Consider the following 25,013-nt stretch of genomic DNA (forward strand, 5'->3'; position numbering starts at 1 on the left):
GCCGCCGCGGTGGCGGCGGCCCGGGCGGACCCACCGGGCCCGGGCGCAACGCCGAAGGCGACGGCGACACCGGGCCCCGCGGAACCAAGAAGCGCACGGCCAAAGGCCGGCGCCGGTGGATCGACTACCCGCGCTTCGGCAAGAAGGGCGTGTGGCGCTGGCTGCCGTCCATCCGGCAGATGCTGGCGATGTTCCTGTTCTTCATCGGGCTGCTGGTCGGCCTGGCGGGGCTGGCGTATTCGCTGGTGCAGATCCCGGACATCAACGCCGCGACGCAGATCCAGTCGAACGTCTACTACTACTCCGACGGCGTCACGGAGATCGGCCAGTCCGGCAAGTACAACCGGCAGAACGTCAACCTCGACCAGGTGCCGAAGAAGGTCCAGCAGGCCGTGCTCGCCGCGGAGAACCGGACCTTCTACTCGGACTCCGGCGTCTCGCCCAAGGGCCTCGCGCGCGCCGCGATCACCATGGCCAAGGGCGGGCAGACGCAGGGCGGTTCGACGATCACCCAGCAGTACGTGAAGAACGCGTTCCTGTCGCAGGAGCAGTCCTTCGAACGCAAGTTCAAGGAGATGTTCATCGCGATCAAGGTGGACCGGCAGATGTCGAAGGACGACATCCTGGCCGGCTACCTGAACACGTCGTTCTACGGCCGCAACGCCTACGGCATACAGGCCGCGGCGCAGGCGTACTACAACAAGGACGCCAAAGACCTGACGGTCGGCGAGGGCGCGTACATCGCGACGCTGCTCAACGCGCCGAGCATCAACGACGTCTACGTCTCGGGCGAGGTGAGCGAGACGCGGCTGGCCCGCGTGCAGGGCCGCTGGAAGTACATCATCGACGGCATGGTCAAGGAGAAGTGGCTGACCCAGGAGGAAGCCGCCGGCCTTCAGTTCCCGCTGCCGATCAAGCCGCAGCCCTCCGCGAGCAAGGCGGGCCAGGCCGGCTACCTGATGACGCAGGCCGACGCCTACCTGGAGAAGAACAACATCATCTCCGAAGAGGAGCTGGCGCTCGGCGGCTACAAGATCATCACCACGTTCGACAAGGACAAGCAGGACGCCGCGGTGGCCGCGGTGCAGAACGAGCTGACGTCGAAGCTGAAGCCGGACAAGGAAGCCGACGACAAGTACGTGCGTACGGGGTTGGCGTCGGTGGTCCCCGGCGACGGGGCGGTGGTCGCCTTGTACGGCGGGCCGGACTTCCTCAAGCAGGAGTACAACGACGCGACCCGCCGGGACATCCAGGTCGGCTCGACGTTCAAGCCCTTCGTGGTGACGGCCGCGCTGAAGGACGGGAAGTACGACGGCAAACCCATCACCATCGAGGACCTGTACAACGCGAACAACAAGATCCCGGTGCTCATGCCGCCGAACGGGAAACCGTGGGCGGATCCCAAGGAGGGCACGTGGCTGGTGCCCAACGAGGACGGCCTCGACCACGGCCCGACCAGCATCAGACATGCGATGGAGTTGTCGCTGAACCCGGTGTTCACGCAGTTGGCCGCCGACGTCGGGTTTTCCAATGTGAAGCAGGCGGCAATCGACGCGGGCCTGCCCGAGAACACTCCCGAACTCGATGTGCAGACGCCGTCCATGGCACTCGGCGTGAGCCAGCCGAGCGCGCTGGACATGGCCGACGCATATGCGACCTTCGCGGCGCGCGGCAAGCGGGCGGCGCCGTACATGGTCAAGGAGCTGCGCAAGAACGACAAGAAGGTCAACCTGCCCGGGCACGACGTCAAGCAGGTGCTCGACGAGCAGGTCGCCGACACGATCAACGACATGCTCCAAGGCGTGATCACGGCGAAGGACGGCACCGGCCGCAAGGCGCAGGCGCTCGGCCGGCCCGCGGCGGGCAAGACCGGCACCACCGACGAGAACCTGTCGGCGTGGTTCGTCGGCTACACCCCGAACCTGGCCACCTCGGTCGCGCTGTTCCGACAGGACGACCGGCAGAAGCGGCTGACGCTCAAGGGCCTGGCCGGCGAGAAGGAAACGCACGGCGGTGCGTTCCCGACGCAGATCTGGACGGCCTATATGAAGGGGGCGACGGCGAACCTGCCGGCGTCCGCGTTCACCGCTCCGGAGAACCCGGCGCCCAAGCAGTCCCCCACCCCGACGGCGCTGCCGAGTGCGACGACCGCTCCGCCGACCTCCGCGCCGCCGACGACCGCGCCTCCGACGACGGCTCCGCCGACCACCTCGCCCACCGGCGACCCGAGCGGCACACCGACGGCGACGGCGACGACCAAGCGGCCCGGGCCGCCGTGGCAGACCGGAACACCGACGGCCACGTCGACCGGCGGCGGATGGACGCTGTTCCCGCAGAACGGCAAAAACAAGCCATGACCCGGCAGTAGACGGCCGGGCGGCCGGGAAGCGTCGCGGACGCTCCTTCGGCCGCCCGTGCCGCGTACCATCGCGGTGCCCCGTCCTTCGCGGCGGGGCACCGGCGTTTCCGGCCCGCGGCGGCCCGCGAGCACCCGAACCCCTGCGAGAGGATTGGCGGCATGATGCCGACTCCGTCCGAGCCCGTCCTGCCCTCGCGCGACGATCCGCTCATCCGCGCCGGCAGCGAGGTCGCGGGCGGTCCCGCGGGCCGGCGGATCCGGTTCGGCCCGTCCGGCGCGTGGTGGAACCCGGTGCGCGTGCTGATCCTGCTGGCGGTCGTCACGTTCGCGCTGGGCCTGCTGCAGAAGCAGCCGTGCTACGACGGCGGATGGTTCGGCCAGGGGTCGCAGTACTCGAAGGCCTGCTACAGCGACATGCCGCACTTGTTCACCGGGCGCGGGTTCGCGGACGGCAAGGTCCCGTACTTCGACACGACCGGCGACCCGAACATGCCGTACCTGGAGTACCCGGTCATCACCGGCGGCGTGATGTTCTTCGCCGGGACGCTCGCCCGGGCCTTCGGCGGCGACACGCACGACCAGCAGCTGTGGTTCGTCACCATCAACTCGCTCATCATGATGGCCTGCGCGGTCGTCGTGGTCCTCGCCGTGGCGCGCACGTCCGGACGCCGGTTCTGGGACGCCGCCATGGTGGCCGCCGCCCCCGTCCTCGCCCTCAACGGCATCATCAACTGGGACTTGGTCGCCGTCGCGATCGCCGCGGTCGGCATGATGGCGTGGGCCCGCCGCAACGTCGTGCTGGCCGGCGTGCTCATCGGCTTGGCGACCGCGGCCAAGCTCTATCCGGTACTGCTGCTGGGGCCCTTGTTCCTGCTCTGCCTGCGCGCCGGACGGCTGGTCGACTTCGGCAAGACCACGGCGGCGGCACTCGCCGCCTGGCTGGTGGTCAACCTGCCGGTGATGATCTTCGCCTTCGACGGCTGGAAGCTCTTCTACACGTTCAGTCAGGAACGCGGCCCGGACTTCGGCTCGTTCTGGCTGATCCTCACCCAGCGCGGCACGAACATGAGCGTCGACACCGTCAACACGTGGGTGTCCGTCCTGCTCGTCCTCATGGCCGTCGGCATCGCCGCCCTCGCGCTGTGCGCGCGGCGAAGGCCGCGGTTCGCGCAACTCGCGTTCCTGATCGTCGCGGCGTTCCTGCTCACCAACAAGGTCTACTCGCCGCAGTACGTGCTGTGGCTGCTGCCCCTCGTGGTGCTCGCCCGGCCGCGCTGGCGCGACGTCCTCATCTGGCAGGCCTGCGAAGTCATCTACTTCCTCGGCGTGTGGATGTACATCGAGTCCTATGCGGGCCCGGCCGGCGACCACGGCAAGGGCCTGTCCCAGAACGCGTACCACGTCATGATCGCCATCCACCTGCTCGGCATCCTCTACATCGCCGCGCTCGTGGTCCGCGACATCCTGCGCCCCGAGTACGACCCGGTGCGCCGCGACGGCGGAGACGACCCGTCCGGCGGTGTTCTCGAAGACGCCCCCGACGTGTTCACCCTGATCCCCGGCGACCGAGCGGAATTCGGCGCCGGTCCTGACTACTATTCCGACCAGTACGACGACAAAACGTACGTTCCGGATGTACCCGGGAAGGTCTACAAATAGGAGACCGGTTCGCGTGACCAGCACGGACGCCGAACCCGCCGCAGCACCCTTCGCGCGCGGCCCGGCGGAAGCGTCCGCCGCGCCGCGCCGGTGGCTGCGCCCGCCCGCACGCGGCGACCGCGCCGCGCTGCGCTGGTGGCTGGTCACGCGCCCGGCGATATTCCTGCTGGTCGGCGCCTCCGGGTGGATCTTCGCCGCGGACGGCGCCGCCAAGCCCACGTCCTACCTCGGCACGTGGGACCGCTGGGACTTCAAGCACTTCCGGACGATCGCCGAGTACGGCTACGCCGGCAATCCCAAGAGCGGCCCGGCGGTTCCGCTGGAGGCGTTCTTCCCCGGCTACCCGGCGGCGCTGCACGTCGTGCACGTCTTCGTCGGCAGCTGGATCGCCGCGGGCCTGCTCATCTCGCTGGTGTGCGGGGCCGCGGCCGTGGTGCTGCTGTCGCGCGTCGCCGGCCTCGACCACCCCGAAAGCGTCGGCGAGCGCGCGGTGCTGCTGCTCCTGCTGTCGCCGCCGGCGGTGTTCCTGGCGGCCGGCTACACCGAGGCGCTGTTCCTGATGCTCGCGCTGGCCGCGTGGCTGTGCGCGCGCCGCGGGCTGTGGCACTGGGCGGGACTGCTGACCGCGGCCGCGCTCACCGTGCGGGTCAACGGTGCGTTCCTGCTGTGCGCGATCGCCGTCGAGTTCCTGACCGCGAAGGACGGCCGGCGCCGGTGGCGGGACGCGCCGTGGATCGTGATCGGGGCGCTGCCCGGGCTGATCTACATGGCCTACCTGTACCGCCGCACGGGCGACTGGACGGCGTGGAACAGCGCGCAGGCCACCGGCTGGGACCGCCATCTGGTGGGCCCGGTCCAGGCTTTCACCAACACATGGCACGAAGCCTTCAAGACCGGCCCGGGCACCATCCTCAACTTCACCTGGATGGCGCGCTGGGAGATGGTCGCGGTGCTCGTCGGCGTGCTGCTGACCGGCTACCTGCTGCGGAAACGGCGCTGGGCGGAGGCCACCTATGTGGGCCTGACGGTGGTCTCGCTGGGCATCTCCAGCACGTACTTCTCGGTGCCGCGCGCGACGCTGCTGTGGTGGCCGCTGTGGATCGTCCTGGCGCAGATCACCCTCAAGTACCGGGCGGCCTTCACCGGCTATCTGGCGCTGATCGCCCCGTTCGCCGTGGTGTTCGCCCTGCTGTTCGGCGCGGGGCGGTGGGCGGGCTAGGCGGGCTCGGCGGGCCCTGTGCAACCGCCCGCGGTGCCACGGCGTCCCGAGAAAGCACACACAAGCACACAAGGGGGGACCTCGTGTCGCATCAGTACGGCGGGCCGCAGCAGGGCGGGCCCATACCGCCGCAGAATCCCTACGGCGCCGCCAATCCCTATCCGGGCATGCCCCAGCCCGGCGCACCCGCCTGGGGCGCGCCCGGCTACCCGGCGCCGCCCGGCTACTACGCGCCGCCGCCGCGGCGCCGCAAGAAGTGGCCGTGGATCGTGGGCGGCGTCGTGGGCTGCGTCGTCGTGCTGGCGGTGATCGGCTACTTCACCACCCGCGACGACGCGGCGAACGCGAAGAAGGACGACTGCATCACGGGTGCCAAGCAGCCCAAGATCGTCTCCTGCGGCGCGGAGAACGCGGCGTTCCGGGTCGTCGAGAAGTTCGACGACACGGGCGACACGAACAAGTGCGACACCCCGGCGCTGCTGGAGCAGGGGCGCGTCGCGGCGCTGCAGTTCACCGGCCGCGACAAGCAGGTGCTGTGCCTGACCATCACCAAGCACACCAAGCCCTCGGACTTCGACCAGTACAAGGGCCTCAACCCGGACCAGGCGGGCCTCGACCGGATGCGCGACCAACTCGACCTGCTGGGTGTGCGGGACGTCAAGTGACGTCGCTGCCCCGCGCCTTCGGGGCGTCCGCGGCGGCCTGCCCGGGGGAGAGCAGGAACAGCCGGATCGGGCGCCCCGCCCGTGCCGCGTACGTGTCGTAGGCGGGCCACACGGCGGTCATCGCCCGCCACAGCCGTTCGCGTTCCGGCCCGTCGGCGACGAGCCGGGCGCGGACGGCGGCCGGCTCGCCGCCGACCGACACCGTCGCGTCGGGGTGCGCCAGCAGGTTCGCGGTCCAGGCCGGGTGGTGCGGCTGCCCGAAGTTGGTGCCCGCGACGACGAAGCCGCCGTCGACCCGGGCGTACACCAGGGGCGACACGCGCGGCTGCCCGGACTGGCGCCCCGTGGTGGTGAGCAGCAGTGCGTCGAATCCGCGGCCCATCATCGCGACCCGGCCGCCGGTCCGCCGCTGCACCCACCGGTCGGCGGGCACCATGCGGCGGCCGAACGCGGCCATCCAGCGGCGGTGGCCGAGTCGCTTGAGGACACGCGTATACAGGCCCATGCGTGCTGCGTACCCGCGTCAGCCCCGGGTCAGTGCAGCACCACCCGGTCGAAGTGCGTGGTGGTGTGCCGGAGTTCCGCGTCGAGCTGCTCGCCGGGCTGCGGGGGGGCGACCTCGCCGGGCAGGAACAGCAGGCTGACCTGCATGTGCGGCGGCTCGGCGAACCAGCGCTGCTTGCCCGCCCACGAGAACGGCGACAGCGTCCGGTTGACGGTCGCGAGACCGGCCCGCGCGACGCCCTTGGCCCGCGGCATCACGCCGCGCACCGTCTTCGGCGCCTCCAGGCCGACGCCGTGCGCGGTGCCGCCGCTGACCACCAGCAGGTGCCCGTCCGAGGGCGCCTTGCGCTGCCGGTAGCCGAACCGCTCGCCGCGGGCGATCGGCACGACGTCCAGCACCGTGCCGCGGGCGACCATCGCGCCGTGGTCCCCCAGCCACAGGTCGGTGCCGATGCGCGGGCGGAACGTGGTGTGCGGGTGGCGTTCGCGCAGCGTGTTGAGGCCCGTCGCGGAGACGTGGCTGACGTACATGGTGTGCAGCGGCAGCTTGGCGGCGCCCAGCCGCTCGACCCACTGGGACACCTCGTCGGTCGGACTGCCGCCGTCCGGGTGGTCGAGCGGCAGGTGCACCGAGAAGCCTTCGAAGCGCACGCCTTCGAGGGACCCGCGCAGCGCCATCAGGTCTTCCTGGGTGATGCCGTCGCGCTTCATGCTGGTCATGCAGCTGACCACGACCCGCGTCCCGACCAGGTCCCGGACCGACTGCACGGACGCGACCGTGCGGATCACCCGGTCGGGCAACGGCACCGCGTCCTCGCCGCGCAGATGCGGGGTGAGGACCATGACGCGGCCGTCGAAGTGGTCCTTCACGCGCGCGGCTTCGTACGTGGTGCCGACCGCGACGGTGTCGACGCCCATCCGCGACGCCTCCTCGGCGAGGCGGGCGTTGTCGAAGCCGTAGCCGTTGCCCTTCATGACCGGCACTATGCCCGGATAGGTACCTGCGAGTTGGTCGATGTGCTTGCGCCAGCGCGCGGAATCGACGTACAGCGAAAGCGCCATCGGCGCGGGACCTCCCGTTGGGTCGTGCGGTTGTCAGCGGCGCGACATGTACATGTCGAGCGCCTTGTGCAGCACCTTGTTCAGCGGGAAGTCCCACTCGCCGAGGTACTCGACCGCCTGGCCGCCGGTGCCCAGCTTGAACTGGATCAGGCCGAACAGGTGGTCGTTCTCGTCGAGTGTGTCGCTGATGCCGCGCAGGTCGTAGACCGAGGCGCCGAGCGCGTAGGCGTCGCGCAGCATCCGCCACTGGATCGCGTTGGACGGGCGAACCTCGCGCTTGTGGTTCGCGGACGCCCCGTATGAGTACCAGACGTGGTCGCCGACCGTCACCATCGTCGTCGACGCCAGCACTTCGCCTTCGTGCTTGGCCAGGTACAGCCGCATCCGCTCGGGGTCCTCCGCGTTGAGGACGTCCCACATGCGCTCGAAGTACGGCAGCGGCCGCGGCGTGAAGTGGTCGCGGACGGCGGTGACCTTGTAGACCTCGTGGAACACCGCGAGGTCCTCGCGGCCGCCCTGCACGACCTCGACGCCGGCCTTCTGCGCCTTCTTGATGTTGCGGCGCCACAGCTGGTTGAAGCCGGAGTGCACGTCGTCGAGCGAGCGGCGCATCAGCGGCACCTGGAAGACGTAGCGCGGCTGCACGTCGCCGAAGCCGGCACCGCCGGAGGTGTCCTGGAGCCAGCCGAGGCGGCGCAGGTTGCGGCCCACGTCGGCGGCGCGCTCGTCGGTCCAGTCCGGCGGCAGGTCGCGCAGCCGGTTGGCGGACTTCGCGGCGATCGCCTTCTTGATGGTCTCGGACTCCCAGCGGTTCACCACCACCGGCGGGCCCATCTTCACCGAGAACGCGCCCTGGCTCTTCAGGTGCGCCAGCATCGGGTTCAGCCAGCGGTTCAGGTCGCCGTCGTACCAGTCGATGACCGGCCCCTCGGGCATATACGCGAGATAGCGCTTGATCTTGGGCAGCTGCCGGTACAGCACCTCGGCGGCGCCGACCACCGCGCCGCCGGCGTCGATCCAGCCGATGCTCTCGCTCCGCCACTCGCTCTTCACTTCACCCCACGACGGGCACTGGAGAAAGCTCACGGAGGGCTTGCCCTTGATGAAGGCGAGGTGCTCATCCCGGGTGAGCGTCCTCAGGCGCAGGGTCATCGACTGGCTCCTCGGATCGGTGCGGCCGTGTCAGAGGTTACTTTGTCCGGCCGCACGCCGTACGGCCCGACGGGGGGCGGGCCGCCCCCCGGGGCCCGAGTACCCGCCCGCGGGGGCGAGAACGCGACAAACAGGTGGTAATCAGCCGTGCGCGCCCGGCAATGGGCGCTTAACAATGGCGAATCAGCCGGGAAACCGCACGTCGCAACACTCGGGGCGTCATCCGCGGCAGCGGATCCCCCGGACAAGAGGAGCCACGACGCGTGCGAATAACGTCTTTCGGCAGACGCTCCGCCCGATTGGCCGCACTCTCCCTGGCCGTCGCCCTGGCCACCACCGCATGTGCTTCCGACAAGAGCACGTCGAAAGCCTCGGGCGGCGCGGACACCGGCGGTAGCACCATCAAGGTCGGCGTCCTGCATTCGCTGAGCGGCACCATGGCCATCTCCGAAGTCACCGTCAAGAACTCCGTGCTGCTGGCGATCGACGAGATCAACGCCAAGGGCGGGGTCATGGGCAAGAAGGTCGAGCCCGTCGTCGAAGACGGTGCGTCCGACTGGCCGACGTTCGCGGAGAAGGCACAGAAGCTCATATCGAGCGACAAGGTCGCGGTCACCTTCGGCGGCTGGACCTCGGCGAGCCGCAAGGCGATGCTCCCGGTCTACGAGAAGAACAAGCAGCTGCTGTTCTACCCGGTGCAGTACGAGGGGCTGGAAAGCTCCCCGTACATCTTCTACACCGGCGCCACCACCAACCAGCAGATCGTGCCGGCGCTCGACTACCTCAAGTCGCAGGGCAAGAAGAAGATCTTCCTGGTGGGCAGCGACTACGTCTTCCCGCGCACCGCGAACAAGATCATCAAGAAGTACGCGGACGCCAACGGCATGCAGATCGTCGGCGAGGAGTACACCCCGCTCGGCCACACCGAATACAGCACGCTCATCAACAAGGTCGTGGACGCGAAGCCCGACGCGGTGTTCAACACCCTCAACGGCGACAGCAACGTCGCCTTCTTCAAGCAGCTCCGCGGCACCGGGGTCAAAGCCGCCGACATGCCCGTGCTGTCGGTGAGCGTCGCCGAAGAGGAAGTCCGCGGCATCGGCCCGGACTACCTGGCCGGCCAGCCGGTCGCGTGGAACTACTACCAGACCACCGAAGGCGCCCGGAACACCGAATTCGTCGCCGCCTACAAGGCCAAATACGGCGCGGACAAGGTGACCTCCGACCCCATGGAGGCCGGCTACAACTCCGTCTACCTGTGGAAAGCCGCCGTCGAGAAGGCCGGAAGCTTCGACCCCGAGGCGGTCAAAAAGGCCTGCGACGGCGTCTCGATCGACGCCCCCGAAGGCAAGGTCACCATCGACGGCGCCACCCAGCACGTCTACAAGACCGCCCGCATCGGCGTCGTGCAGAGCGACGGACAGATCAAGGAGGTCTGGAACTCCGGCGGCCCGATCAAACCGGACCCCTACCTCAAGGAATACCCCTGGGCAGCGGGGCTCTGACCCGGTGAGCGCGATGAGGGGGGACACCCGGTGAACGCATTCCTCAACCAACTGCCGGTCGGACTTTCCATCGGCGCGGTGCTGCTCCTCATCGCGCTCGGCCTGACCTTCACGTTCGGCCAAATGGGCGTCGTCAACATGGCCCACGGCGAATTCATCATGGCCGGCGCCTACACCGCCTACATGCTCCAGGACTGGGCCGGCCGCCAAGCCGTCCTGGTCGCCCTGCCGGTGGCCTTCGCCGTCGCCGGCCTGATGGGGCTGGCCCTGGAACGCACGCTCATCCGCCGCTTCTACGGCCGCCCGCTCGACACCCTGCTGCTCACCTGGGGCGTCAGCCTGCTCCTCCAGCAGGCCGCCCGCGACCTGTTCGGCGCACCCAACGTCCAGGTCAAGGCACCCGAATGGCTGGTCGGCGGAGCCGCCGTGCACGGCATCCGGATGCCGTACGCGCGCATCTTCATCCTCGTGCTCGCGCTCGTCTGCGTCGCCGCGATCTGGTTCTACCTCGCCCGCACCCGGCAAGGCCGCCGCATGCAGGCCGTCATGCAGAACCGCGAACTCGCCGCCTGCAGCGGCATCGCGACCTCCCGCGTCGACCAGCGCACTTTCTTCATCGGCTCGGGACTCGCCGGGGTCGCGGGCGTCGCCCTCACCCTCATCGGGCCGGTAGGCCCGGCCCTCGGCACCTACTACATCGTCGACGCGTTCCTCGTCGTCGTGGCCGGCGGCCTCGGCCAACTCCGCGGCGCGGTCATCGCCGCCTTCGTCCTCGGCCTCCTCAACAGCTACGTCGAGTACTGGTCCGACGCCTCCCTCGCCAAGGTGGTGGTCTTCGCTGTGATCATCGGATTCCTGCAGCTGAGGCCGCAAGGCCTGTTCGTCCTGCGCTCCAGGAAGCTCACATGAGCGCCGCCGCGGCCGCCGCGGCCGCCGTGCGCCGCCGCTTCGCCGCCGGGGCATGGCGCGGACCCGTCGCGTTCGCCGCGATCGCCGTGCTCGCACTGGCCGTCGCCCCCGCCACCCTGTCCCCGTTCCGCCTCGAACTCCTCGCCAAGTACCTGTGCTTCGCGATCGCCGCACTCGGCATCGGACTCGCCTGGGGCAAAGGCGGCATGCTGACCCTCGGCCAAGGCGTCTTCTTCGGGCTCGGCGGCTACGCCATGGCCATGCACCTCAAGCTCGCCGAAGCCGGCCCGGGGGAACTGCCGGACTTCATGGTGTGGAGCGGCGTCGAACAGCTGCCCATGCTGTGGGAGCCCTTCCGCCAGCCGTGGTTCGCGATCCTCATGGTCGTCCTGCTGCCCGGCACCGTCGCGGCACTGCTCGGCCTGCTGGTCTTCGGCCGCCGGGTACGCGGCGCCTACTTCGCGATCCTCACCCAAGCCCTCGCCGCGGCCTTCGTGATCTGGCTCGTCGGCCAGCAAGGACTGACCGGCGGCACCAACGGCCTCACCAACTTCTCGTCCTTCTTCGGCCTCGACCTCGCCGACCCGGCCGACCAGCGCGTCCTGTACTTCGCGGTCGCCGTCGTCCTCGGACTGCTCTACCTCGCCTTCCGGCACCTGGTGGCCAGCCGGTACGGCCGCCTCCTCGTCGCCGTACGCGACGGCGAAGACCGCGTCCGATTCCTCGGCTACGACCCGGCGGTGGTCAAAACCGTCGCCTTCACCCTGTCCGCGATCTCCGCGGGCATCGCCGGGGCCCTGTTCGTGCCGGTCGTCGGGATCGTCTCGCCCGCGCTGCTCGGCGTCGTCCCGTCCCTCGAACTCGTCTTCGCGGTCGCCGTCGGCGGCCGGTACACGCTCGCCGGCGCGGTCTTGGGCGCCGTCCTCCTCAACTACGCGAAGACCACGTTCTCCGAGCACTACGCCGACGGCTGGCTCTACCTCCAAGGCGCGCTGTTCGTCATCGTCATGGCCTACGCCCCCAAGGGCGCCGTCGGCGTCGCCGGGCAACTGCGCGACCTGGCGGCGAAGCGCCGCCGGCCGCGCGGCGCCCGGCCTGTCCCGCACCCTGCCGAACATCCGGCCGAGCGTTCCGCCGAGGAAGGAGCCGCGGCATGACCACACCTCTCCTGGAGATCCGCGGGCTGTCCGTCGTCTTCGACGGATTCCGCGCCATCGACGGCATCGACCTGGACGTCCGCCCCGGCGAACTCCGCTTCCTCATCGGCCCCAACGGCGCCGGCAAAACCACCCTCATCGACGTCGTCACCGGCCTCACCCGGCCCACCGCCGGAACCGTCCGGTTCGAAGGGCGCGACCTCGTCGGGAAGCGCGAGCACCAAGTCGTCCGGCTCGGCATCGGCCGCACCTTCCAGACCGCCGTCGTCTTCGAAGAACTGACCGTCGAGGAGAACGTCGACCTCGCGGCCACCTTCCGCATGCGGCTCCCCGCACTGCTGCGCCGCCGCAAAGGCCGCAGCGCCGCCGTCGCCGCGGTCCTCGACCGGGCCGGCCTGGTCGACCTGGCCGAACACCCCGCGGGCGTGCTGTCCCACGGGCAGCGCCAGTGGCTGGAGATCGCCATGCTCCTCGCCCAGGAGCCGCGGCTCCTGCTGCTCGACGAACCCGTCGCGGGCATGTCCCGCGACGAGCGGCAGCGCACCGGCGCGCTGCTCGCCGAGATCGCCCGCGACCGCACCGTGGTCGTCGTCGAACACGACATGGAGTTCGTGCGCGCGTACGCCTCGTCGGTCACGGTGCTGCACGAAGGACGCGTCCTGACCGAAGGCGACATGGCGTCCGTCCAAGCCGACCCGAAAGTGCGCGAGGTCTACCTCGGCCGGGCCCGCGACACCCGCGCCGCGGAACCGGTCGCGGAGCCGGTCGCGGAAGGAGTGGGCTGATGCTGCGCGTACAAGGCCTGGAAGTGGCGTACGGACGGGCCCAGGTCCTCTTCGGCGTCGACCTGCACGTCGCGCCCGGGTCCCTGGTGTGCGTGATGGGCCGCAACGGCGTGGGCAAGACCACGCTGCTCAACACCGTGATGGGCGTTCTGCCCGCCCGGTCCGGCACCGTCGTCTTCGACGGCCGCGACATCACCCGGATGCCCACCCACCGGCGCGTCGGCCTCGGCATGGGCTACGTGCCGCAAGGCCACGAGACCTTCCCGCACCTGACGGTGCTGGAGAACCTGCGCGTGACGTGGGAGGCCGGCACGACCCGCGACAAGAGCGTGATCGACGAGGCACTGGACGTCTTCCCCCGCCTCACCCCGCTGCTCAAACGCCGCGCCGGCTTCCTCTCCGGCGGCCAGCAGCAGCAGCTCGCCATCGCGCGGGCCCTGGTGACCCGGCCGCGGCTGCTGATCCTCGACGAGCCGACCGAAGGCATCCAGCCTTCGATCGTCGCCGAGATCGAGGACGCCATCGAGCGCCTCCACCGCGAACGCGGCCTCGCGGTGCTGCTCGTCGAGCAGTACCTCGACTTCGCGACCCGGCTCGCGGACCGCTTCACCGTGCTGGACGCCGGCGTCGTCGTGCACGAGGGAGCCGGAGCGGAACTGCACGACGAACGGGTGCGCGGGCTGCTCGCGGTGTGACGGCGGCGTACCGGACCCCGCCGAGGGGTCCGGTACGCCGCGGTTGGGCCGGGGGCTACCACAAGCCGCCGTGGGCCATGCTGATGAAGAGTCCGACCGCCGACGCGCCCAGCGAGATCACCAGGACGAAGCGTTCGACCGTGGTCGACGAGATCATCTGCCCGGTGAGTCCGGTGAACACCCCGGCGAGGCCGGTCCACGCACCGAGCATGTGGGCGCTCGGGAAGAACGCGCACACGATCGCGATCACGGCGAACACGAAGGTCACGGCCGCGAAGGTGTTCTCCTTCGTGTGCGGCCTGTCGTCGTGCACGCGGTTGATAGCGGAGAGGTTGAGGGCGGCCAACGGGCCGCGGCGCAGCGTCTGAGCCATCACGCACCTCCAGGGGCGGCCCCTGGGCGATCCGGGTCCGGCACGGGCCCGGCGGTCGCCGCCGGTGGCCTGGGGTACGGACGATTTGTCCGTGATTTCCCTCCCACAGGGTGCAACGCCTCGGCGCCGGATTTCAACACATAGCGTGGGTGCAGGTACGCTGTACCGTCCGCAGCGCCATGGGCGGGGCCCGGTTTTCCGGGGCCGGCCGGTTGCCGCGGCTTACGCGAAGCCCTCCTGTCACGGAAGTCCCGTGGCCGTGTCAGTCCATAGGAGGTGGGTGTTTCCATGCGTAATTACGAGCTGATGGTCATCCTCGACCCGGACCTCGAAGAGCGTGCCGTTTCGCCGCTGATCGAGTCCTTCATGAACGTCGTCCGCAACGGCGGCGGCAAGGTCGAGAAGATCGACACGTGGGGCCGTCGCCGGCTCTCGTACGAGATCAAGAAGAAGTCCGAGGGCATCTACGCCGTCGTGGACCTGGCCGCGGAGCCCGCGGTCATCAAGGAACTCGACCGCCAGATGAACCTCAACGAGTCGGTCATGCGCACCAAGGTGCTGCGTCCCGACCAGCGGTAATCACCGCACTACCGAACCGCTACCGGCAGTAAACGGGAAGGCAAGGGAATGGCAGGCGACACCGTCATCACTGTGGTCGGGAATCTGACCGCCGACCCCGAGCTGCGCTTCACCCCCAGCGGCGCGGCCGTCGCGAACTTCACCGTGGCCTCCACGCCGCGGATGTTCGACCGCCAGACGAACGAGTGGAAGGACGGCGAAGCGCTGTTCCTCCGCTGCTCGGTGTGGCGGCAGGCGGCCGAGAACGTCGCGGAGTCGCTCCAGCGTGGCATGCAGGTCATCGTGCAGGGCCGCCTGAAGCAGCGGTCGTACGAGACCAAGGAAGGCGAGAAGCGGACCGCGTACGAGCTTGAGGTCGACGAGATCGGCCCCTCGCTCCGGTTCGCCACCGCCAAGGTCACGAAGGCCGGCCGGGGTGGCGGCGGCGGTGGCGGCGGCCAGTACCGCGGCGGCGGTGGTGGCGGCGGCTACGGCGGCGGCCCGCAGGGCGGCAACCAGGGCGGCTACGGCGGCCCGCCGCAGGGCGGCCAGGACGCCGACCCCTGGGCGTCCCCCGGAGGCAACAACTCCGGCGGTGGCGGCTGGGGTCCGCAGCCCGGCGGTTACACGGACGAACCCCCGTTCTAGGACACGGACGGCCCCAGGGCCGACCGGTCCGGACGAAGACTTCTTGATCTGGAGAAAGAGCAATGGCGAAGCCGCCTGCGCGCAAGCCGAAGAAGAAGGTTTGCGTGTTCTGCAAGGAGAAGATCTCCTACGTCGACTACAAGGACACGAACCTGCTGCGGAAGTTCATTTCCGACCGCGGCAAGATCCGTGCCCGTCGCGTGACCGGCAACTGCACGCAGCACCAGCGTGACGTCGCCACGGCCGTCAAGAACAGCCGTGAGATGGCGCTGCTGCCGTACACCAGCACGGCGCGCTGAGAGAGGGTGGACTTGATATGAAGCTCATCCTCACCCACGAGGTTTCCGGTCTCGGCGAGCCCGGCGACATCATCGAGGTCAAGGACGGCTACGGCCGCAACTACCTCATCCCGCGCGGCTTCGCGATCAAGTGGAGCAAGGGCGGCGAGAAGGAGGTCGCCTCCATCCGCCGTGCGCGCAAGGTCCGCGAGATCAAGAGCCTCGAGCAGGCGAACGAGGTCAAGGACCAGCTGGCGGGCCTCAAGGTCAAGCTGGCGACCCGTGCCGGTGACACCGGCCGCCTGTTCGGTTCCGTCACCGTCGCCGACGTCGCTGCCGCGATCAAGGCCGCCGGTGGTCCGGAGCTGGACAAGCGCCGCGTCGAGCTGGGTGCGCCGATCAAGACCCTCGGCTCGCACCGGGTCACGGTCCGCCTCCACCAGGAGGTCTCGGCCGCTCTCGACGTCGACGTCGTTTCGGCCTGACCTGACCGCAACCCCTGGACGCCCGGACTCCCACAGGAGTCCGGGCGTCCGGCGTTTCCGGGGCGGGTGCGGCGCGGCCGGGACTGCACCTGCTTGCGTTGATACCCCTAGGGGGTATAGTTTCGGGTGCGGCGGGGGAAGCCGCACCCGGCCGCACCCCGCCGCCCCGCGACCCGAGAGGAAAACCGCCATGAGCACCGCGTCTTTCACCGTCACCGGCATGACCTGCGGCCACTGCGTCGCCTCGGTCAAGGAGGAGGTCTCCGAGGTGCCGGGCGTCCGGGACGTGCAGGTCGAGCTGGCCTCCGGTCTGCTGACCGTGTCGGCCGAGGACGCCGTCGACGCCGCGGCCGTCGAGGCCGCCGTCACCGAGGCGGGCTACGCGCTCGCCAAGTGAGACCGGGGCGCGCCACGCGTCCTTCAGGGGTACCCGGGATTCTGCCCCCCGGGTACCCCTACCCCGTAGGGATACAAGATCCGGGACGGAAGCCGCCCGACGTGCGGAACACGCCGAAAAGCCGGATGCGTCGACAGGACCGAAGGAGGAGCACGTGACCACCCCGCACGCCGAGACGCAGGCCGCGCGGATCGACCTCGCGTTGGGCGGGATGACCTGCTCCTCGTGTGCGAACCGGATCGAACGCAAGCTCAACAAGCTCGACGGCGTCCAGGCCACGGTGAACTTCGCCCTGGAGACCGCGACCGTCTCCTACCCGGCGGACGTCGACCCCGGCGCGCTCGTCGCCGCCGTCGAGGCGGCCGGCTACACGGCCACCCCGATCACCGACGAGCCCGAGGCCTCCGGGGCCCCCGAGGCCGCGGCCGGCGCCGAGGGCGAGAGCGGCGAACCGAGGTCGTTGCGCGAGCGCCTCGTCTACAGCGCGCTCCTGACCGCGCCGGTCCTCGTCCTGTCGATGGTCCCCGCCGCGCAGTTCCGCTTCTGGCAGTGGCTGACCCTCACGCTGGCCGCGCCGGTCGTGGTGTGGGGCGGTTGGCCGTTCCACAAGGCCGCCGCGAAGAACCTCCGGCACGGCACCGCGACCATGGACACCCTGGTGTCCCTCGGCACCCTCGCCGCGTTCGTCTGGTCGCTGTACGCCCTGTTCTGGGGCGGCATGGGCGAGCCCGGCACGACGATGTCCTTCGACTTCACCGCGTCGGGCGGGCACGCCGAGATCTACCTGGAAGCCTCGTCCGCCGTCATCACCTTCATCCTGGCCGGCCGCTACTTCGAGGCCCGCGCCAAGCGGAAGGCCGGCGCCGCGCTCAAGGCCCTCCTGGAACTCGGCGCGCGCGACGTGTCCGTGCTCCGCAGCGGCCGCGAAGAGCGCATCCCCGTCGACAAGCTGGCCGCCGGCGACCTGTTCGTGGTGCGGCCCGGCGAGAAGATCGCCACCGACGGCGTGGTCGCCGAGGGCTCCTCGGCGGTCGACGCGTCCATGCTCACCGGCGAGTCCATCCCCGTCGAGGTCCGCCCCGGCGACCCGGTCACCGGCGCCACCCTCAACGCGGGCGGCCGCCTGGTGGTCCGCGCCACCCGCGTGGGCGCGGATACCCGACTCGCCCAGATGGCGCGCCTCATCACCGACGCGCAGACCGGCAAGGCCGCGGTGCAGCGGCTCGCCGACCGGGTGTCCGGCGTCTTCGTGCCGATCGTGATCGTGCTGGCCGTCGCCACGCTCGGATTCCGGCTGGGCAGCGGCGGGGACGCCACGGCGGCGTTCACCGCGGCCGTGGCCGTGCTGGTCATCGCCTGCCCGTGTGCGCTGGGCCTGGCCACGCCGGTCGCGCTGCTCGTCGGCACCGGCCGAGGCGCGCAGCTCGGCGTGCTGATCAAGGGGCCGGAGGTGCTGGAGAACACCCGTCGCGTGGACACCGTCGTGCTCGACAAGACGGGCACGGTCACGACCGGCCGGATGGCGCTCGTGGAGACCGTCCCGGCGGACGGCGTCGACGCCGACGAACTGCTGCGGCTGGCCGGTGCGCTGGAGCACGCCGGCGAACACCCGATCGCCAAGGCCGTCGCCGCCGCGGCGGCCGAGCGGTTCGGGCCGCTGCCGGGCGTGGAGGGCTTCGCCAACCGCGAGGGCCTCGGCGTCGAAGGCGTCGTGGACGGGCACGCGCTGGTTGCGGGCCGTCCGGCGCTGCTCGCCGACTGGGGGCTCGTGCTGCCCGGGGAACTCGTGGCGGCGCTGGACCGTGCCGAGGAAGCCGGGCGCACCGCGGTCGCGGTGGCGTGGGACGGCGAAGTCCGCGGCGTGCTGGTCATGTCGGACACCGTGAAGCCGACGTCGGCGGCGGCGATCGCCGGACTCCGCGACCTCGGCCTGACCCCGGTTCTGCTGACCGGCGACAACGAGCGTGCGGCGCGGTCGGTGGCGAAGGCCGTCGGCATCGACGAGGTCGTGGCCGGGGTGCTCCCGGCGGGCAAGGTCGACGCGGTCAAGGCGCTCCAGGCGCAGGGCAAGGTCGTGGCGATGGTCGGCGACGGCGTCAACGACGCCGCGGCCTTGGCCACCGCGGACCTCGGCCTGGCGATGGGCACCGGCACCGACGCGGCCATCGAAGCGGCGGATCTGACCCTGGTCCGCGGCGACTTGGGCGCCGCGGTCGACGCGATCCGGCTGTCGCGCGCGACGCTGCGGACGATCAAGACGAACCTGTTCTGGGCGTTCGCCTACAACGTCGCGGCGATCCCGCTCGCGGTGGCCGGGTTGCTGAACCCGATGATCGCGGGCGCGGCGATGGCGTTCTCGTCGGTGTTCGTGGTGGGGAACTCGCTGCGGCTGCGCAAGTTCCGGTCCACGGCGGCGGTGTAACCGGGGCGGCGGGCGGTGCCTACTTGCCGCCCCCGCCCCGTACGTTCGCGCCGGTCACCAGCCAGGCGTCCCCGGCCGCGCGCCGTCCCAGCAGCACCAGCCGGGTCGCCATGAACGCCCCCACACCGCACCACCACAAGGCCACCAGCCCACCGCCGAGCGTCAGCACCGCCGCCACGGTCGCGGCGAACACCCCCAGCACGATCGGCATCGTCAGCGCCAGGAACCGGCCGTCGCCCGCGCCGATCAGCACCCCGTCCAGCACGAACACCGGCCCGGCGAGCGGCTGGAGCGCGGCGGCGGCGATCAGCACGAGGCCGAGCAGGTGGCGGACCTCGGGGTCGCCGGTGAACCACGGGATGTAGAGCGGCCGCGCGGCCACCACGACAAGGCCGAAGAGCACACCCGTCCACACGCTCCAGACCAGCATGCGGCGGGTCGCCGAGCGGGCGCCCGCGGCGTCGCCGGCGCCGAGGGCGCGTCCGACGATCGCCTGCGCGGCGATGGCGAGCGCGTCGAGGGCGAACGCCAGGAACGTCCAGATCTGCCAGGCCACCTGGTGCGTGGCGATCTCGTTGTCGCCCATGTGGGTGGCGGCGATGGTGGTGATGAGCAGGATGGCGCGCAGGCTCACGGTGCGGACGAACAGCGGGACGCCCGCGGTCGCGGACGCGCGGATCCCGGCCGGGTCGGGGGTGAGCGGCGCCCCTGCCGCGCGGGCGCCGCGGATCACGACGGCCAGGTAGGCGGCGCCCATCGCGCACTGCGCGGCGACGGTGCCCCAGGCGGAGCCGGCGATGCCGAGGTGCAGGCCGTAGACGAAGAGCAGGTTGAGGGCGAGGTTGGCGGAGAACCCGGCCACCGCGACGACGAGCGGCGTGCGGGTGTCCTGCAGGCCGCGCAGAACGCCCGTGGCGGCGAGGACGATCAGCATCGCGGGGATGCCGAGGCTGCTGATCCGCAGGTACGTGGTGGCGTGCGGGGCCGCGGTGGCGGACGCGCCGAACGCGTCGACGATCCACGGCGCCCCGATCGCGCCGGCGGCCAGCAGGACGACGCCGATGAGCGCGGCGAGCCAGATGCCGTCGATGCCTTGGCGGATCGCGCCGTGGCGGTCGCCCGCGCCGAGGAGCCGGGCGACGCCGGCCGTGGTGGCGTACGCGAGGAACACGCACAGGTTGACCAGGGTGGCGAGCACCGCGCCGGCGACCCCGAGGCCGGCCAGTTGCGGGGTGCCCAGGTGCCCGACGACCGCGGAGTCGGCGAGGATGAACAGCGGTTCGGCGACCAGCGCGAAGAACGCGGGGACGGCGAGGCGCAGGATCTCGCGGTCCTGGCCGCGGCCGTCGCGCGGGCGCGGAACGCGCGGTATTCGGAGGGTGCGCGCGGGGGCGTCCGCCGGGGCGGCGGCAGGCCGGGGGCCGCCGCCGGAGCGCGTCTCGGCGGCGGGTTCGGGGGTTCTTTCGGGGGCACCGTCCACCCATCCACGGTAATCATCCACAGGTAACAACCACAATCGGGTTCTGCCTCTTACTTGTGGATGCGTTCGGTGGTTGTCCACACACGCGGGGCGATTGCCGGTCGATCGGACCGGAAGTTTTTCACATACACAGCCGGTGGATGGAGAAACCGCAGGTCAGAGACGGTTTCCACAGGTCGCCGCGACGAGGCTCCGGCGCGTCGCACACAGGTTGTGCACAGGACTGGGGGTTGCCTTCCACAGGTTGTCCACAGTTATCCACAGGGGCTGTGGATGACTGCGTTGGAGTACACCCAGTCCACCCGTACGGTGAGGGACTGCACATCGCGTGGTGCGGCGTTTTTGTCGGCCCCGTGCCGTATGAAGGACCCGGGCCCGCACGGCGCCCCGGACCGGCCGGGCACGCGCCGGACCGGACGCCCGCGCAGCGAGGCCCGTAGTCGAGGAAGGAAGCCGCGGCATGAGTGTCTCGGAGTACGAGGACGCTCCTCCGGCCACCCGCGAGGGCTTCGAACGCACTCCGCCGCAGGACATCGCCGCCGAGCAGTCCGTCCTCGGCGGCATGATGCTCTCCAAGGACGCCATCGCCGACGTCGTGGAGAACCTCAAGCCCGTCGATTTCTACCGGCCGGCCCACGAGATGGTCTACAACGCCATCCTCGACCTCTACGCCCGCGGCGAGCCCGCCGACGCCGTCACCGTCGCCGCCGAGCTGACCAAGCGCGGCGAGATCGGCCGCGTCGGCGGCGCCCCGTACCTGCACACCCTGATCTCCTCGGTCCCCACCGCCGCCAACGCCGAGTACTACGCCCGCATCGTCCGCGAACAGGCCGTCCTGCGCCGCCTCGTGGAAGCCGGCACCCGCATCGTCCAAATGGGCTACGCCGCCGACGGCGACGTCGACGAGATCGTCAACAGCGCCCAGGCCGAGGTCTACGCCGTCACCGAACAGCGCACCAGCGAGGACTACGCCCCCCTCGCCGACATCATGGAAGGCGCCCTCGACGAAATCGAGGCCATCGGCTCCCGCAACGGCGAAATGTCCGGCGTCCCCACCGGCTTCACCGACCTCGACGCCCTCACCAACGGCCTCCACCCGGGCCAGATGATCGTCATCGCGGCCAGGCCCGCCATGGGGAAATCCACCCTGGCCCTGGATTTTGCGCGGGCCTGTTCCATCAAGCACGCGTTGCCGAGTGTGATCTTCTCGCTCGAAATGGGGCGGAACGAGATCGCGATGCGGTTGCTGTCCGCGGAGGCGCGGGTGGCGCTGCACCACATGCGGTCGGGGAACATGACCGACGAGGACTGGACGCGGCTGGCGCGGCGGATGCCGGATGTGAGTGCCGCGCCGCTGTACATCGACGACTCGCCGAACCTGTCGATGATGGAGATCCGCGCCAAGTGCCGGCGCCTCAAGCAGCGCAACGACCTGCGCCTGGTCGTCATCGACTACCTGCAGCTGATGACCGGCGGCGGCAGCCGGCGGGCGGAGAGCCGGCAGCAGGAGGTCTCGGAGATGTCGCGAAACCTGAAGCTGCTGGCGAAGGAGCTGGAAGTCCCGGTCATCGCGCTGTCGCAGCTGAACCGTGGTCCGGAGCAGCGCACGGACAAGAAGCCGATGGTGTCGGACCTTCGCGAATCGGGTTCGATCGAACAGGACGCCGACATGGTCATTCTCTTGCACCGCGAGGACGCCTACGAGAAGGAGTCGCCGCGTGCCGGTGAAGCCGACTTGATCGTGGCGAAGCACCGTAACGGTCCGACGGCGACGATCACCGTGGCGTTCCAGGGGCACTACTCGCGCTTCGTGGACATGCAGCAGGGGTGACGGAGACCCAGGGGTGACGCAGTCAGGGCCCGGCCGGTCGGCCGGGCCCTGACTGCGTATAGCCGGTGCTTTCCCGGAGCCGGACTACAGCGCCCCCGCCAGGTCCGCGAGCAGGCGCTGCTTGGAGCGGGCGCCGACCAGGGACTTCACCGGTTCGCCGGCGCGGAAGAGCATCAGGGTGGGCATGGAGAGGACGCCGTAGGCGGCGGTGGTCGCGGGGTTGGCGTCGACGTCGAGTTGGACGATGTCGAAGCCGGGGTCGGTGTCGGCGAGGTCGGCGAGGACCGGGGCGATCATGCGGCAGGGGCCGCACCAGCCGGCGGTGAAGTCGACGAGGACGGGGCGGTCGGCGGCGAGGACGTCGGTGGCGAAGGTGGCGTCGGTGACGGCCGGGACGGTGGATGTGGCGGCGCTCATGGCTGGTCCTCCGGGTTCGACGGGGCCGGGCGGCCCGCGGCGGCGAGGTCGCAGCGCGGCTCGGGGGCCGGTGCGGCGGTGAGTTCGGCGTAGGCCAAGTGGGCGGCGACCTGGTTGCGGACGCGCTGCATCTCGGCGATGCAGGCGTCCAGTTCGGCGAGCTTGGCGCGGTAGACGTCGAGGGACGCCGGGCACGCGTCGCCCGTCGGGTGTCCGGAGCGCAGGCAGTCGACGAACGGGCGGGCGTCTTCGAGCGCGAAGCCGAAGTCCTGGAGGGTGCGGATCTGCTCCAGGAGCCGCAGGTCCGTTTCGTCGTAGTCGCGGTAGCCGTTGCCGGTGCGGCGGGCGGGGAGGAGGCCGCGCGATTCGTAGTAGCGGAGGGTGCGGGTGGTCATGCCCGCGCGTTCCGCGAGTTCGCCGATGCGCATGGGTGTTCTCCGTCCGCCGGGTTCCGGTCGCCGTCTCCGACGGTAAACGTTGACGCGGGGGTCAACGCCAGGGCTGCCCGGCGGCGGGGGAACGGGCGGGTCAGCCGCGGTCGAGGAAGGCCCGGACGCGGGTGACGAAGGCTTCGGTCTGCTCGTAGACGACGACGTGGCCGGTGTCGAACTCGTCGTATGCGCTGCCGGTGATGGCCGTGTGGAGGGCACGGGAGTTGGCGGCCGGGACGGTCGCGTCCTGGCGGCAGCCGAGGACGAGGGTGTCGGCGGTGATGCGGGGGAGCAGGTGCCGGATGTCGAGGCGCAGGTTGAGCGCGATCTGGCGGAGGGTGTCGGGGGTGGGCTGCATGAAGGCGGCGTTGGCTTCGACGGCGTCGCGGCCGATGGTGTTGAGGTGGTCGCGGCTGAACGCGGTGAGGGTGGCGTAGCGGCCGAAGGCGGCCGGGTTGTCGGCGATGGCCAGCCACACGGTCATCATGTTCCGCAGGTATTCGTCGTCCGGGTCGGACCAGCCGGCCACCAGGACGAGGCGGTCCACGAGGTCGGGGCGGAGGGCGGCGGCCGCGGCGGCGGCGACCGCGCCGAGGGAGAAGCCGAGCAGGTCGACGGGGTGTCCGCCCGCGTCCTCGATCACCGCGACGATTTCGGCGGCGAGTTGTTCGACGGCGAGGTCGCCGCCGTCGTCGGACACGTCTTCGACGCCGGAGCCGGACAGGTCGGGCAGGTGGACGGTGTGCCGCTCGGTGAAGGACGGGACGAGCGGGTCCCACATGCCCGAGCCGCCGCCGGTGCCGTGCACCAGGACGAGGTCGCGGCCGGGTGCGGCGCCGGTGGCGGGGTGGGTCGTGTAGCGGATGCGGGCGCTGCCGACGGTGAGCGGCTTGGCGGCGGGGACGGTGGTGGATGTCATGGCGGGGCTCCTGGCGCTGCGGGGTCGTGCCGACGGGAACGACGATGGCAGTGCGTGGAGCGGGGGAGGAGCGGAGCGGTGTGGCTAGGATCCGCGGTCCCAGCCACACCGCGGGCCGGTTGCGGCGCGGAGCACCGCAACCGGGTGGCCGTGCCGGGCGAGGCGGCGACGGGGGGCTTCGCCTCGCCGACCCGGGCCTCGGCGGTTCAGCGGGCGGTGAAGCCGCCGTCGATGGCGATGGCGGCGCCGGTGACGAACGAGGCTTCGTCGCTGAGCAGGTACGCGATCAGCGGGGCGATCTCGTCCGGCTGGGCGATCCGGTTGACCGGGTGCAGGGCGGCGATCGCCGCGGCCGCCTCGTCGGTGGTCATCATGGTGGCGCGGGACAGCGGTGTGTCGACGCCGCCGGTGACGAGGGCGTTGACGCGGATTCCGCGCTCGGCGTTCTCCAGGGCGGCGGACCGGGTGAGGCCGACGACGCCGTGCTTGGCGGCGACGTACGGTGCGACCTGCGCCATGCCGACGACGCCGAGGTTGGACGCGTTGTTGACGATCGCGCCGCCGCCGGACGCGAGGATCGCCGGGACCTGGTACTTGAGGCCGTAGAAGACGCTGGTGAGGTTGTGGCCGATCTCGGCGTGCCAGGCGTCGGCGGGGATGCCTTCCAGCGGGCCGCCCGCGTTGACGCCGCCGGCGTTGTTGAACGCGCCGTCCAGGCGGCCGAATTCGGCGACGGTCGCGGCGACCGCGGCCTCCGCGTCCTCGGCCGCCGTGAAGTCCGCGGCGACGAAGAGGACCTGGGCTCCGGTGGCGGCGCGGAGTTCGGCGGCGGCCTGCTCGCCGACGTCCTTGCGGCGGCCGGCGATGGCGACCGCGGCGCCTTCGGCGGCCAGGCGCCGGGCCGCGGCGAGCCCGATGCCCGAGGTGCCGCCGGTGACGAGGACGGCCTTGCCGGCCATGCGGGCGGAGACGGGGGCGGTGCGGGGAGTGGACATGCTGCTGCCTTTCCGAACAGGGCTTTCGTGCAGAGGACTTCGGTGTCGCAGCCGGGCCCGGCTCGTGATCACGTCCTCTACTGTGCGGTACCTCGGCGGGGCCCGCTG

25 protein-coding genes are annotated in these 25,013 nt (G+C 70.7%); 16 read left to right on the plus strand and 9 right to left on the minus strand.

Features of this window, described 5'->3' with window-relative positions:
- From ABEA93_RS39910 to ABEA93_RS39925, 4 genes are all read left to right on the plus strand, one after another.
- Positions 1–2,357: transglycosylase domain-containing protein (locus ABEA93_RS39910; RefSeq protein ID WP_345680900.1), on the plus strand; the 2,357-nt coding region annotated here is incomplete at its 5' end.
- A 161-nt stretch (positions 2,358–2,518) separates the two neighbouring features.
- Entirely contained in the window at positions 2,519–4,018 is a 1,500-nt protein-coding gene (locus ABEA93_RS39915) for a glycosyltransferase family 87 protein (protein ID WP_345680901.1), read from the plus strand.
- Between the two features lie 13 nt (positions 4,019–4,031).
- Positions 4,032–5,237: a mannosyltransferase family protein gene (locus ABEA93_RS39920; RefSeq protein ID WP_345680902.1), complete on the plus strand. Its 1,206-nt coding sequence runs from the start codon at positions 4,032–4,034 to the stop codon at positions 5,235–5,237.
- Positions 5,238–5,320: 83 nt separating this feature from the next.
- A complete protein-coding gene (locus tag ABEA93_RS39925; protein WP_345680903.1) occupies positions 5,321–5,902 on the plus strand; it encodes an LppU/SCO3897 family protein in 582 nt (193 codons plus the stop codon).
- Here the strand turns inward: ABEA93_RS39925 and ABEA93_RS39930 are convergent.
- From ABEA93_RS39930 to ABEA93_RS39940, 3 genes are read right to left on the minus strand one after another with little or no spacing between them, the layout of a single operon-like run.
- The gene (locus ABEA93_RS39930; RefSeq protein WP_345680904.1) at positions 5,895–6,407 is read right to left on the minus strand and encodes a nitroreductase/quinone reductase family protein; all 513 of its coding nucleotides are present in this window, start codon (positions 6,405–6,407) and stop codon (positions 5,895–5,897) included. The two genes, ABEA93_RS39925 and ABEA93_RS39930, sit on opposite strands and share 8 nt — an antisense overlap.
- A gap of 29 nt (positions 6,408–6,436) precedes the next feature.
- Positions 6,437–7,468, minus strand: coding sequence for an alanine racemase (locus tag ABEA93_RS39935; protein ID WP_345680905.1), 1,032 nt, complete (start codon positions 7,466–7,468; stop codon positions 6,437–6,439).
- Between the two features lie 33 nt (positions 7,469–7,501).
- Complete coding sequence (locus tag ABEA93_RS39940) at positions 7,502–8,620, minus strand: lipid II:glycine glycyltransferase FemX (RefSeq protein ID WP_345680906.1); 1,119 nt, start codon at positions 8,618–8,620, stop codon at positions 7,502–7,504.
- A 263-nt stretch (positions 8,621–8,883) separates the two neighbouring features.
- On the opposite strand from ABEA93_RS39940, the gene urtA reads away from it, so the two are divergent.
- Genes urtA through urtE form a run of 5 tightly spaced genes read left to right on the plus strand, consistent with a single transcriptional unit; the run spans position 8,884 to position 13,671 of the window.
- The gene (gene urtA / locus ABEA93_RS39945; RefSeq protein WP_425585262.1) at positions 8,884–10,125 is read left to right on the plus strand and encodes an urea ABC transporter substrate-binding protein; all 1,242 of its coding nucleotides are present in this window, start codon (positions 8,884–8,886) and stop codon (positions 10,123–10,125) included.
- 30 nt (positions 10,126–10,155) lie between these two features.
- Entirely contained in the window at positions 10,156–11,034 is an 879-nt protein-coding gene (gene urtB / locus ABEA93_RS39950) for an urea ABC transporter permease subunit UrtB (RefSeq protein WP_345680908.1), read from the plus strand.
- Positions 11,031–12,191, plus strand: coding sequence for an urea ABC transporter permease subunit UrtC (gene urtC, locus ABEA93_RS39955; protein WP_345680909.1), 1,161 nt, complete (start codon positions 11,031–11,033; stop codon positions 12,189–12,191). Before urtB ends, urtC begins: the two co-directional genes overlap by 4 nt.
- Entirely contained in the window at positions 12,188–12,976 is a 789-nt protein-coding gene (gene urtD, locus ABEA93_RS39960) for an urea ABC transporter ATP-binding protein UrtD (RefSeq protein WP_345680910.1), read from the plus strand. The genes urtC and urtD overlap by 4 nt, the downstream gene beginning before the upstream one ends.
- Complete coding sequence (urtE, locus tag ABEA93_RS39965; RefSeq protein ID WP_345680911.1) at positions 12,976–13,671, plus strand: urea ABC transporter ATP-binding subunit UrtE; 696 nt, start codon at positions 12,976–12,978, stop codon at positions 13,669–13,671. The genes urtD and urtE overlap by 1 nt, the downstream gene beginning before the upstream one ends.
- Positions 13,672–13,726: 55 nt before the next feature.
- Here urtE and ABEA93_RS39970 read toward each other — a convergent pair whose 3' ends face one another.
- Complete coding sequence (locus tag ABEA93_RS39970; RefSeq protein ID WP_345680912.1) at positions 13,727–14,044, minus strand: hypothetical protein; 318 nt, start codon at positions 14,042–14,044, stop codon at positions 13,727–13,729.
- A 288-nt stretch (positions 14,045–14,332) separates the two neighbouring features.
- Between ABEA93_RS39970 and rpsF the strand changes: the two genes are divergently transcribed.
- The 6 genes from rpsF to ABEA93_RS40000 all read left to right on the plus strand — a co-directional run bounded on the left by rpsF (position 14,333) and on the right by ABEA93_RS40000 (position 18,832).
- Positions 14,333–14,623, plus strand: a complete 291-nt coding sequence (rpsF, locus tag ABEA93_RS39975) for a 30S ribosomal protein S6 (RefSeq protein WP_345680913.1) — start codon at positions 14,333–14,335, stop codon at positions 14,621–14,623.
- A 48-nt stretch (positions 14,624–14,671) separates the two neighbouring features.
- A complete protein-coding gene (locus tag ABEA93_RS39980; protein ID WP_345680914.1) occupies positions 14,672–15,250 on the plus strand; it encodes a single-stranded DNA-binding protein in 579 nt (192 codons plus the stop codon).
- Between the two features lie 62 nt (positions 15,251–15,312).
- Positions 15,313–15,549, plus strand: coding sequence for a 30S ribosomal protein S18 (rpsR, locus tag ABEA93_RS39985; protein ID WP_003978893.1), 237 nt, complete (start codon positions 15,313–15,315; stop codon positions 15,547–15,549).
- Positions 15,550–15,566: 17 nt separating this feature from the next.
- The gene (gene rplI / locus ABEA93_RS39990; RefSeq protein ID WP_345680915.1) at positions 15,567–16,013 is read left to right on the plus strand and encodes a 50S ribosomal protein L9; all 447 of its coding nucleotides are present in this window, start codon (positions 15,567–15,569) and stop codon (positions 16,011–16,013) included.
- A 190-nt stretch (positions 16,014–16,203) separates the two neighbouring features.
- A complete protein-coding gene (locus tag ABEA93_RS39995; RefSeq protein WP_345680916.1) occupies positions 16,204–16,410 on the plus strand; it encodes a heavy-metal-associated domain-containing protein in 207 nt (68 codons plus the stop codon).
- A gap of 211 nt (positions 16,411–16,621) precedes the next feature.
- On the plus strand, positions 16,622–18,832 hold the full coding sequence (locus tag ABEA93_RS40000) for a heavy metal translocating P-type ATPase (RefSeq protein ID WP_345680928.1): 2,211 nt from the start codon (positions 16,622–16,624) through the stop codon (positions 18,830–18,832).
- A gap of 19 nt (positions 18,833–18,851) precedes the next feature.
- Here the strand turns inward: ABEA93_RS40000 and ABEA93_RS40005 are convergent, their stop codons facing one another.
- Positions 18,852–20,204 carry an MATE family efflux transporter gene (locus ABEA93_RS40005; protein ID WP_345680929.1) on the minus strand — a complete coding sequence of 451 codons (1,353 nt, stop codon included), beginning with the start codon at positions 20,202–20,204 and terminating at the stop codon, positions 18,852–18,854.
- A gap of 568 nt (positions 20,205–20,772) precedes the next feature.
- On the opposite strand from ABEA93_RS40005, the gene dnaB reads away from it, so the two are divergent.
- Positions 20,773–22,143: a replicative DNA helicase gene (gene dnaB / locus ABEA93_RS40010; protein WP_345680917.1), complete on the plus strand. Its 1,371-nt coding sequence runs from the start codon at positions 20,773–20,775 to the stop codon at positions 22,141–22,143.
- An 84-nt stretch (positions 22,144–22,227) separates the two neighbouring features.
- Here dnaB and trxA read toward each other — a convergent pair whose 3' ends face one another.
- From trxA to ABEA93_RS40030, 4 genes are all read right to left on the minus strand, one after another.
- Positions 22,228–22,560: a thioredoxin gene (gene trxA, locus ABEA93_RS40015; RefSeq protein WP_345680918.1), complete on the minus strand. Its 333-nt coding sequence runs from the start codon at positions 22,558–22,560 to the stop codon at positions 22,228–22,230.
- Complete coding sequence (locus tag ABEA93_RS40020) at positions 22,557–22,988, minus strand: MerR family transcriptional regulator (RefSeq protein ID WP_345680919.1); 432 nt, start codon at positions 22,986–22,988, stop codon at positions 22,557–22,559. Before ABEA93_RS40020 ends, trxA begins: the two co-directional genes overlap by 4 nt.
- 100 nt (positions 22,989–23,088) lie before the next feature.
- Positions 23,089–23,910 carry an alpha/beta fold hydrolase gene (locus ABEA93_RS40025; protein WP_345680920.1) on the minus strand — a complete coding sequence of 274 codons (822 nt, stop codon included), beginning with the start codon at positions 23,908–23,910 and terminating at the stop codon, positions 23,089–23,091.
- Between the two features lie 206 nt (positions 23,911–24,116).
- Entirely contained in the window at positions 24,117–24,905 is a 789-nt protein-coding gene (locus tag ABEA93_RS40030) for an SDR family NAD(P)-dependent oxidoreductase (RefSeq protein WP_345680921.1), read from the minus strand.
- Between the last annotated feature and the right edge of the window lie 108 nt (positions 24,906–25,013).

The sequence above is a fragment of the Yinghuangia aomiensis genome (assembly GCF_039542225.1).
GTDB lineage: Bacteria > Actinomycetota > Actinomycetes > Streptomycetales > Streptomycetaceae > Yinghuangia > Yinghuangia aomiensis.

Bases quoted from the DNA above. Each gene is read 5' to 3' on its own strand.
- urtD (WP_345680910.1), top strand. From the start codon at position 12,188: ATGACCACACCTCTCCTGGAGATCCGCGGGCTGTCCGTCGTCTTCGAC.
- ABEA93_RS40020 (WP_345680919.1), bottom strand. From the start codon at position 22,988: ATGCGCATCGGCGAACTCGCGGAACGCGCGGGCATGACCACCCGCACC.
- ABEA93_RS39980 (WP_345680914.1), top strand. From the start codon at position 14,672: ATGGCAGGCGACACCGTCATCACTGTGGTCGGGAATCTGACCGCCGAC.
- rpsF (WP_345680913.1), top strand. From the start codon at position 14,333: ATGCGTAATTACGAGCTGATGGTCATCCTCGACCCGGACCTCGAAGAG.
- ABEA93_RS39935 (WP_345680905.1), bottom strand. From the start codon at position 7,468: ATGGCGCTTTCGCTGTACGTCGATTCCGCGCGCTGGCGCAAGCACATC.
- urtE (WP_345680911.1), top strand. From the start codon at position 12,976: ATGCTGCGCGTACAAGGCCTGGAAGTGGCGTACGGACGGGCCCAGGTC.
- ABEA93_RS39915 (WP_345680901.1), top strand. From the start codon at position 2,519: ATGATGCCGACTCCGTCCGAGCCCGTCCTGCCCTCGCGCGACGATCCG.
- urtC (WP_345680909.1), top strand. From the start codon at position 11,031: ATGAGCGCCGCCGCGGCCGCCGCGGCCGCCGTGCGCCGCCGCTTCGCC.
- rplI (WP_345680915.1), top strand. From the start codon at position 15,567: ATGAAGCTCATCCTCACCCACGAGGTTTCCGGTCTCGGCGAGCCCGGC.
- ABEA93_RS39940 (WP_345680906.1), bottom strand. From the start codon at position 8,620: ATGACCCTGCGCCTGAGGACGCTCACCCGGGATGAGCACCTCGCCTTC.
- ABEA93_RS40025 (WP_345680920.1), bottom strand. From the start codon at position 23,910: ATGACATCCACCACCGTCCCCGCCGCCAAGCCGCTCACCGTCGGCAGC.
- rpsR (WP_003978893.1), top strand. From the start codon at position 15,313: ATGGCGAAGCCGCCTGCGCGCAAGCCGAAGAAGAAGGTTTGCGTGTTC.
- dnaB (WP_345680917.1), top strand. From the start codon at position 20,773: ATGAGTGTCTCGGAGTACGAGGACGCTCCTCCGGCCACCCGCGAGGGC.
- ABEA93_RS40000 (WP_345680928.1), top strand. From the start codon at position 16,622: ATGACCTGCTCCTCGTGTGCGAACCGGATCGAACGCAAGCTCAACAAG.
- ABEA93_RS40030 (WP_345680921.1), bottom strand. From the start codon at position 24,905: ATGTCCACTCCCCGCACCGCCCCCGTCTCCGCCCGCATGGCCGGCAAG.
- ABEA93_RS39995 (WP_345680916.1), top strand. From the start codon at position 16,204: ATGAGCACCGCGTCTTTCACCGTCACCGGCATGACCTGCGGCCACTGC.
- ABEA93_RS39930 (WP_345680904.1), bottom strand. From the start codon at position 6,407: ATGGGCCTGTATACGCGTGTCCTCAAGCGACTCGGCCACCGCCGCTGG.
- ABEA93_RS39970 (WP_345680912.1), bottom strand. From the start codon at position 14,044: ATGGCTCAGACGCTGCGCCGCGGCCCGTTGGCCGCCCTCAACCTCTCC.
- trxA (WP_345680918.1), bottom strand. From the start codon at position 22,560: ATGAGCGCCGCCACATCCACCGTCCCGGCCGTCACCGACGCCACCTTC.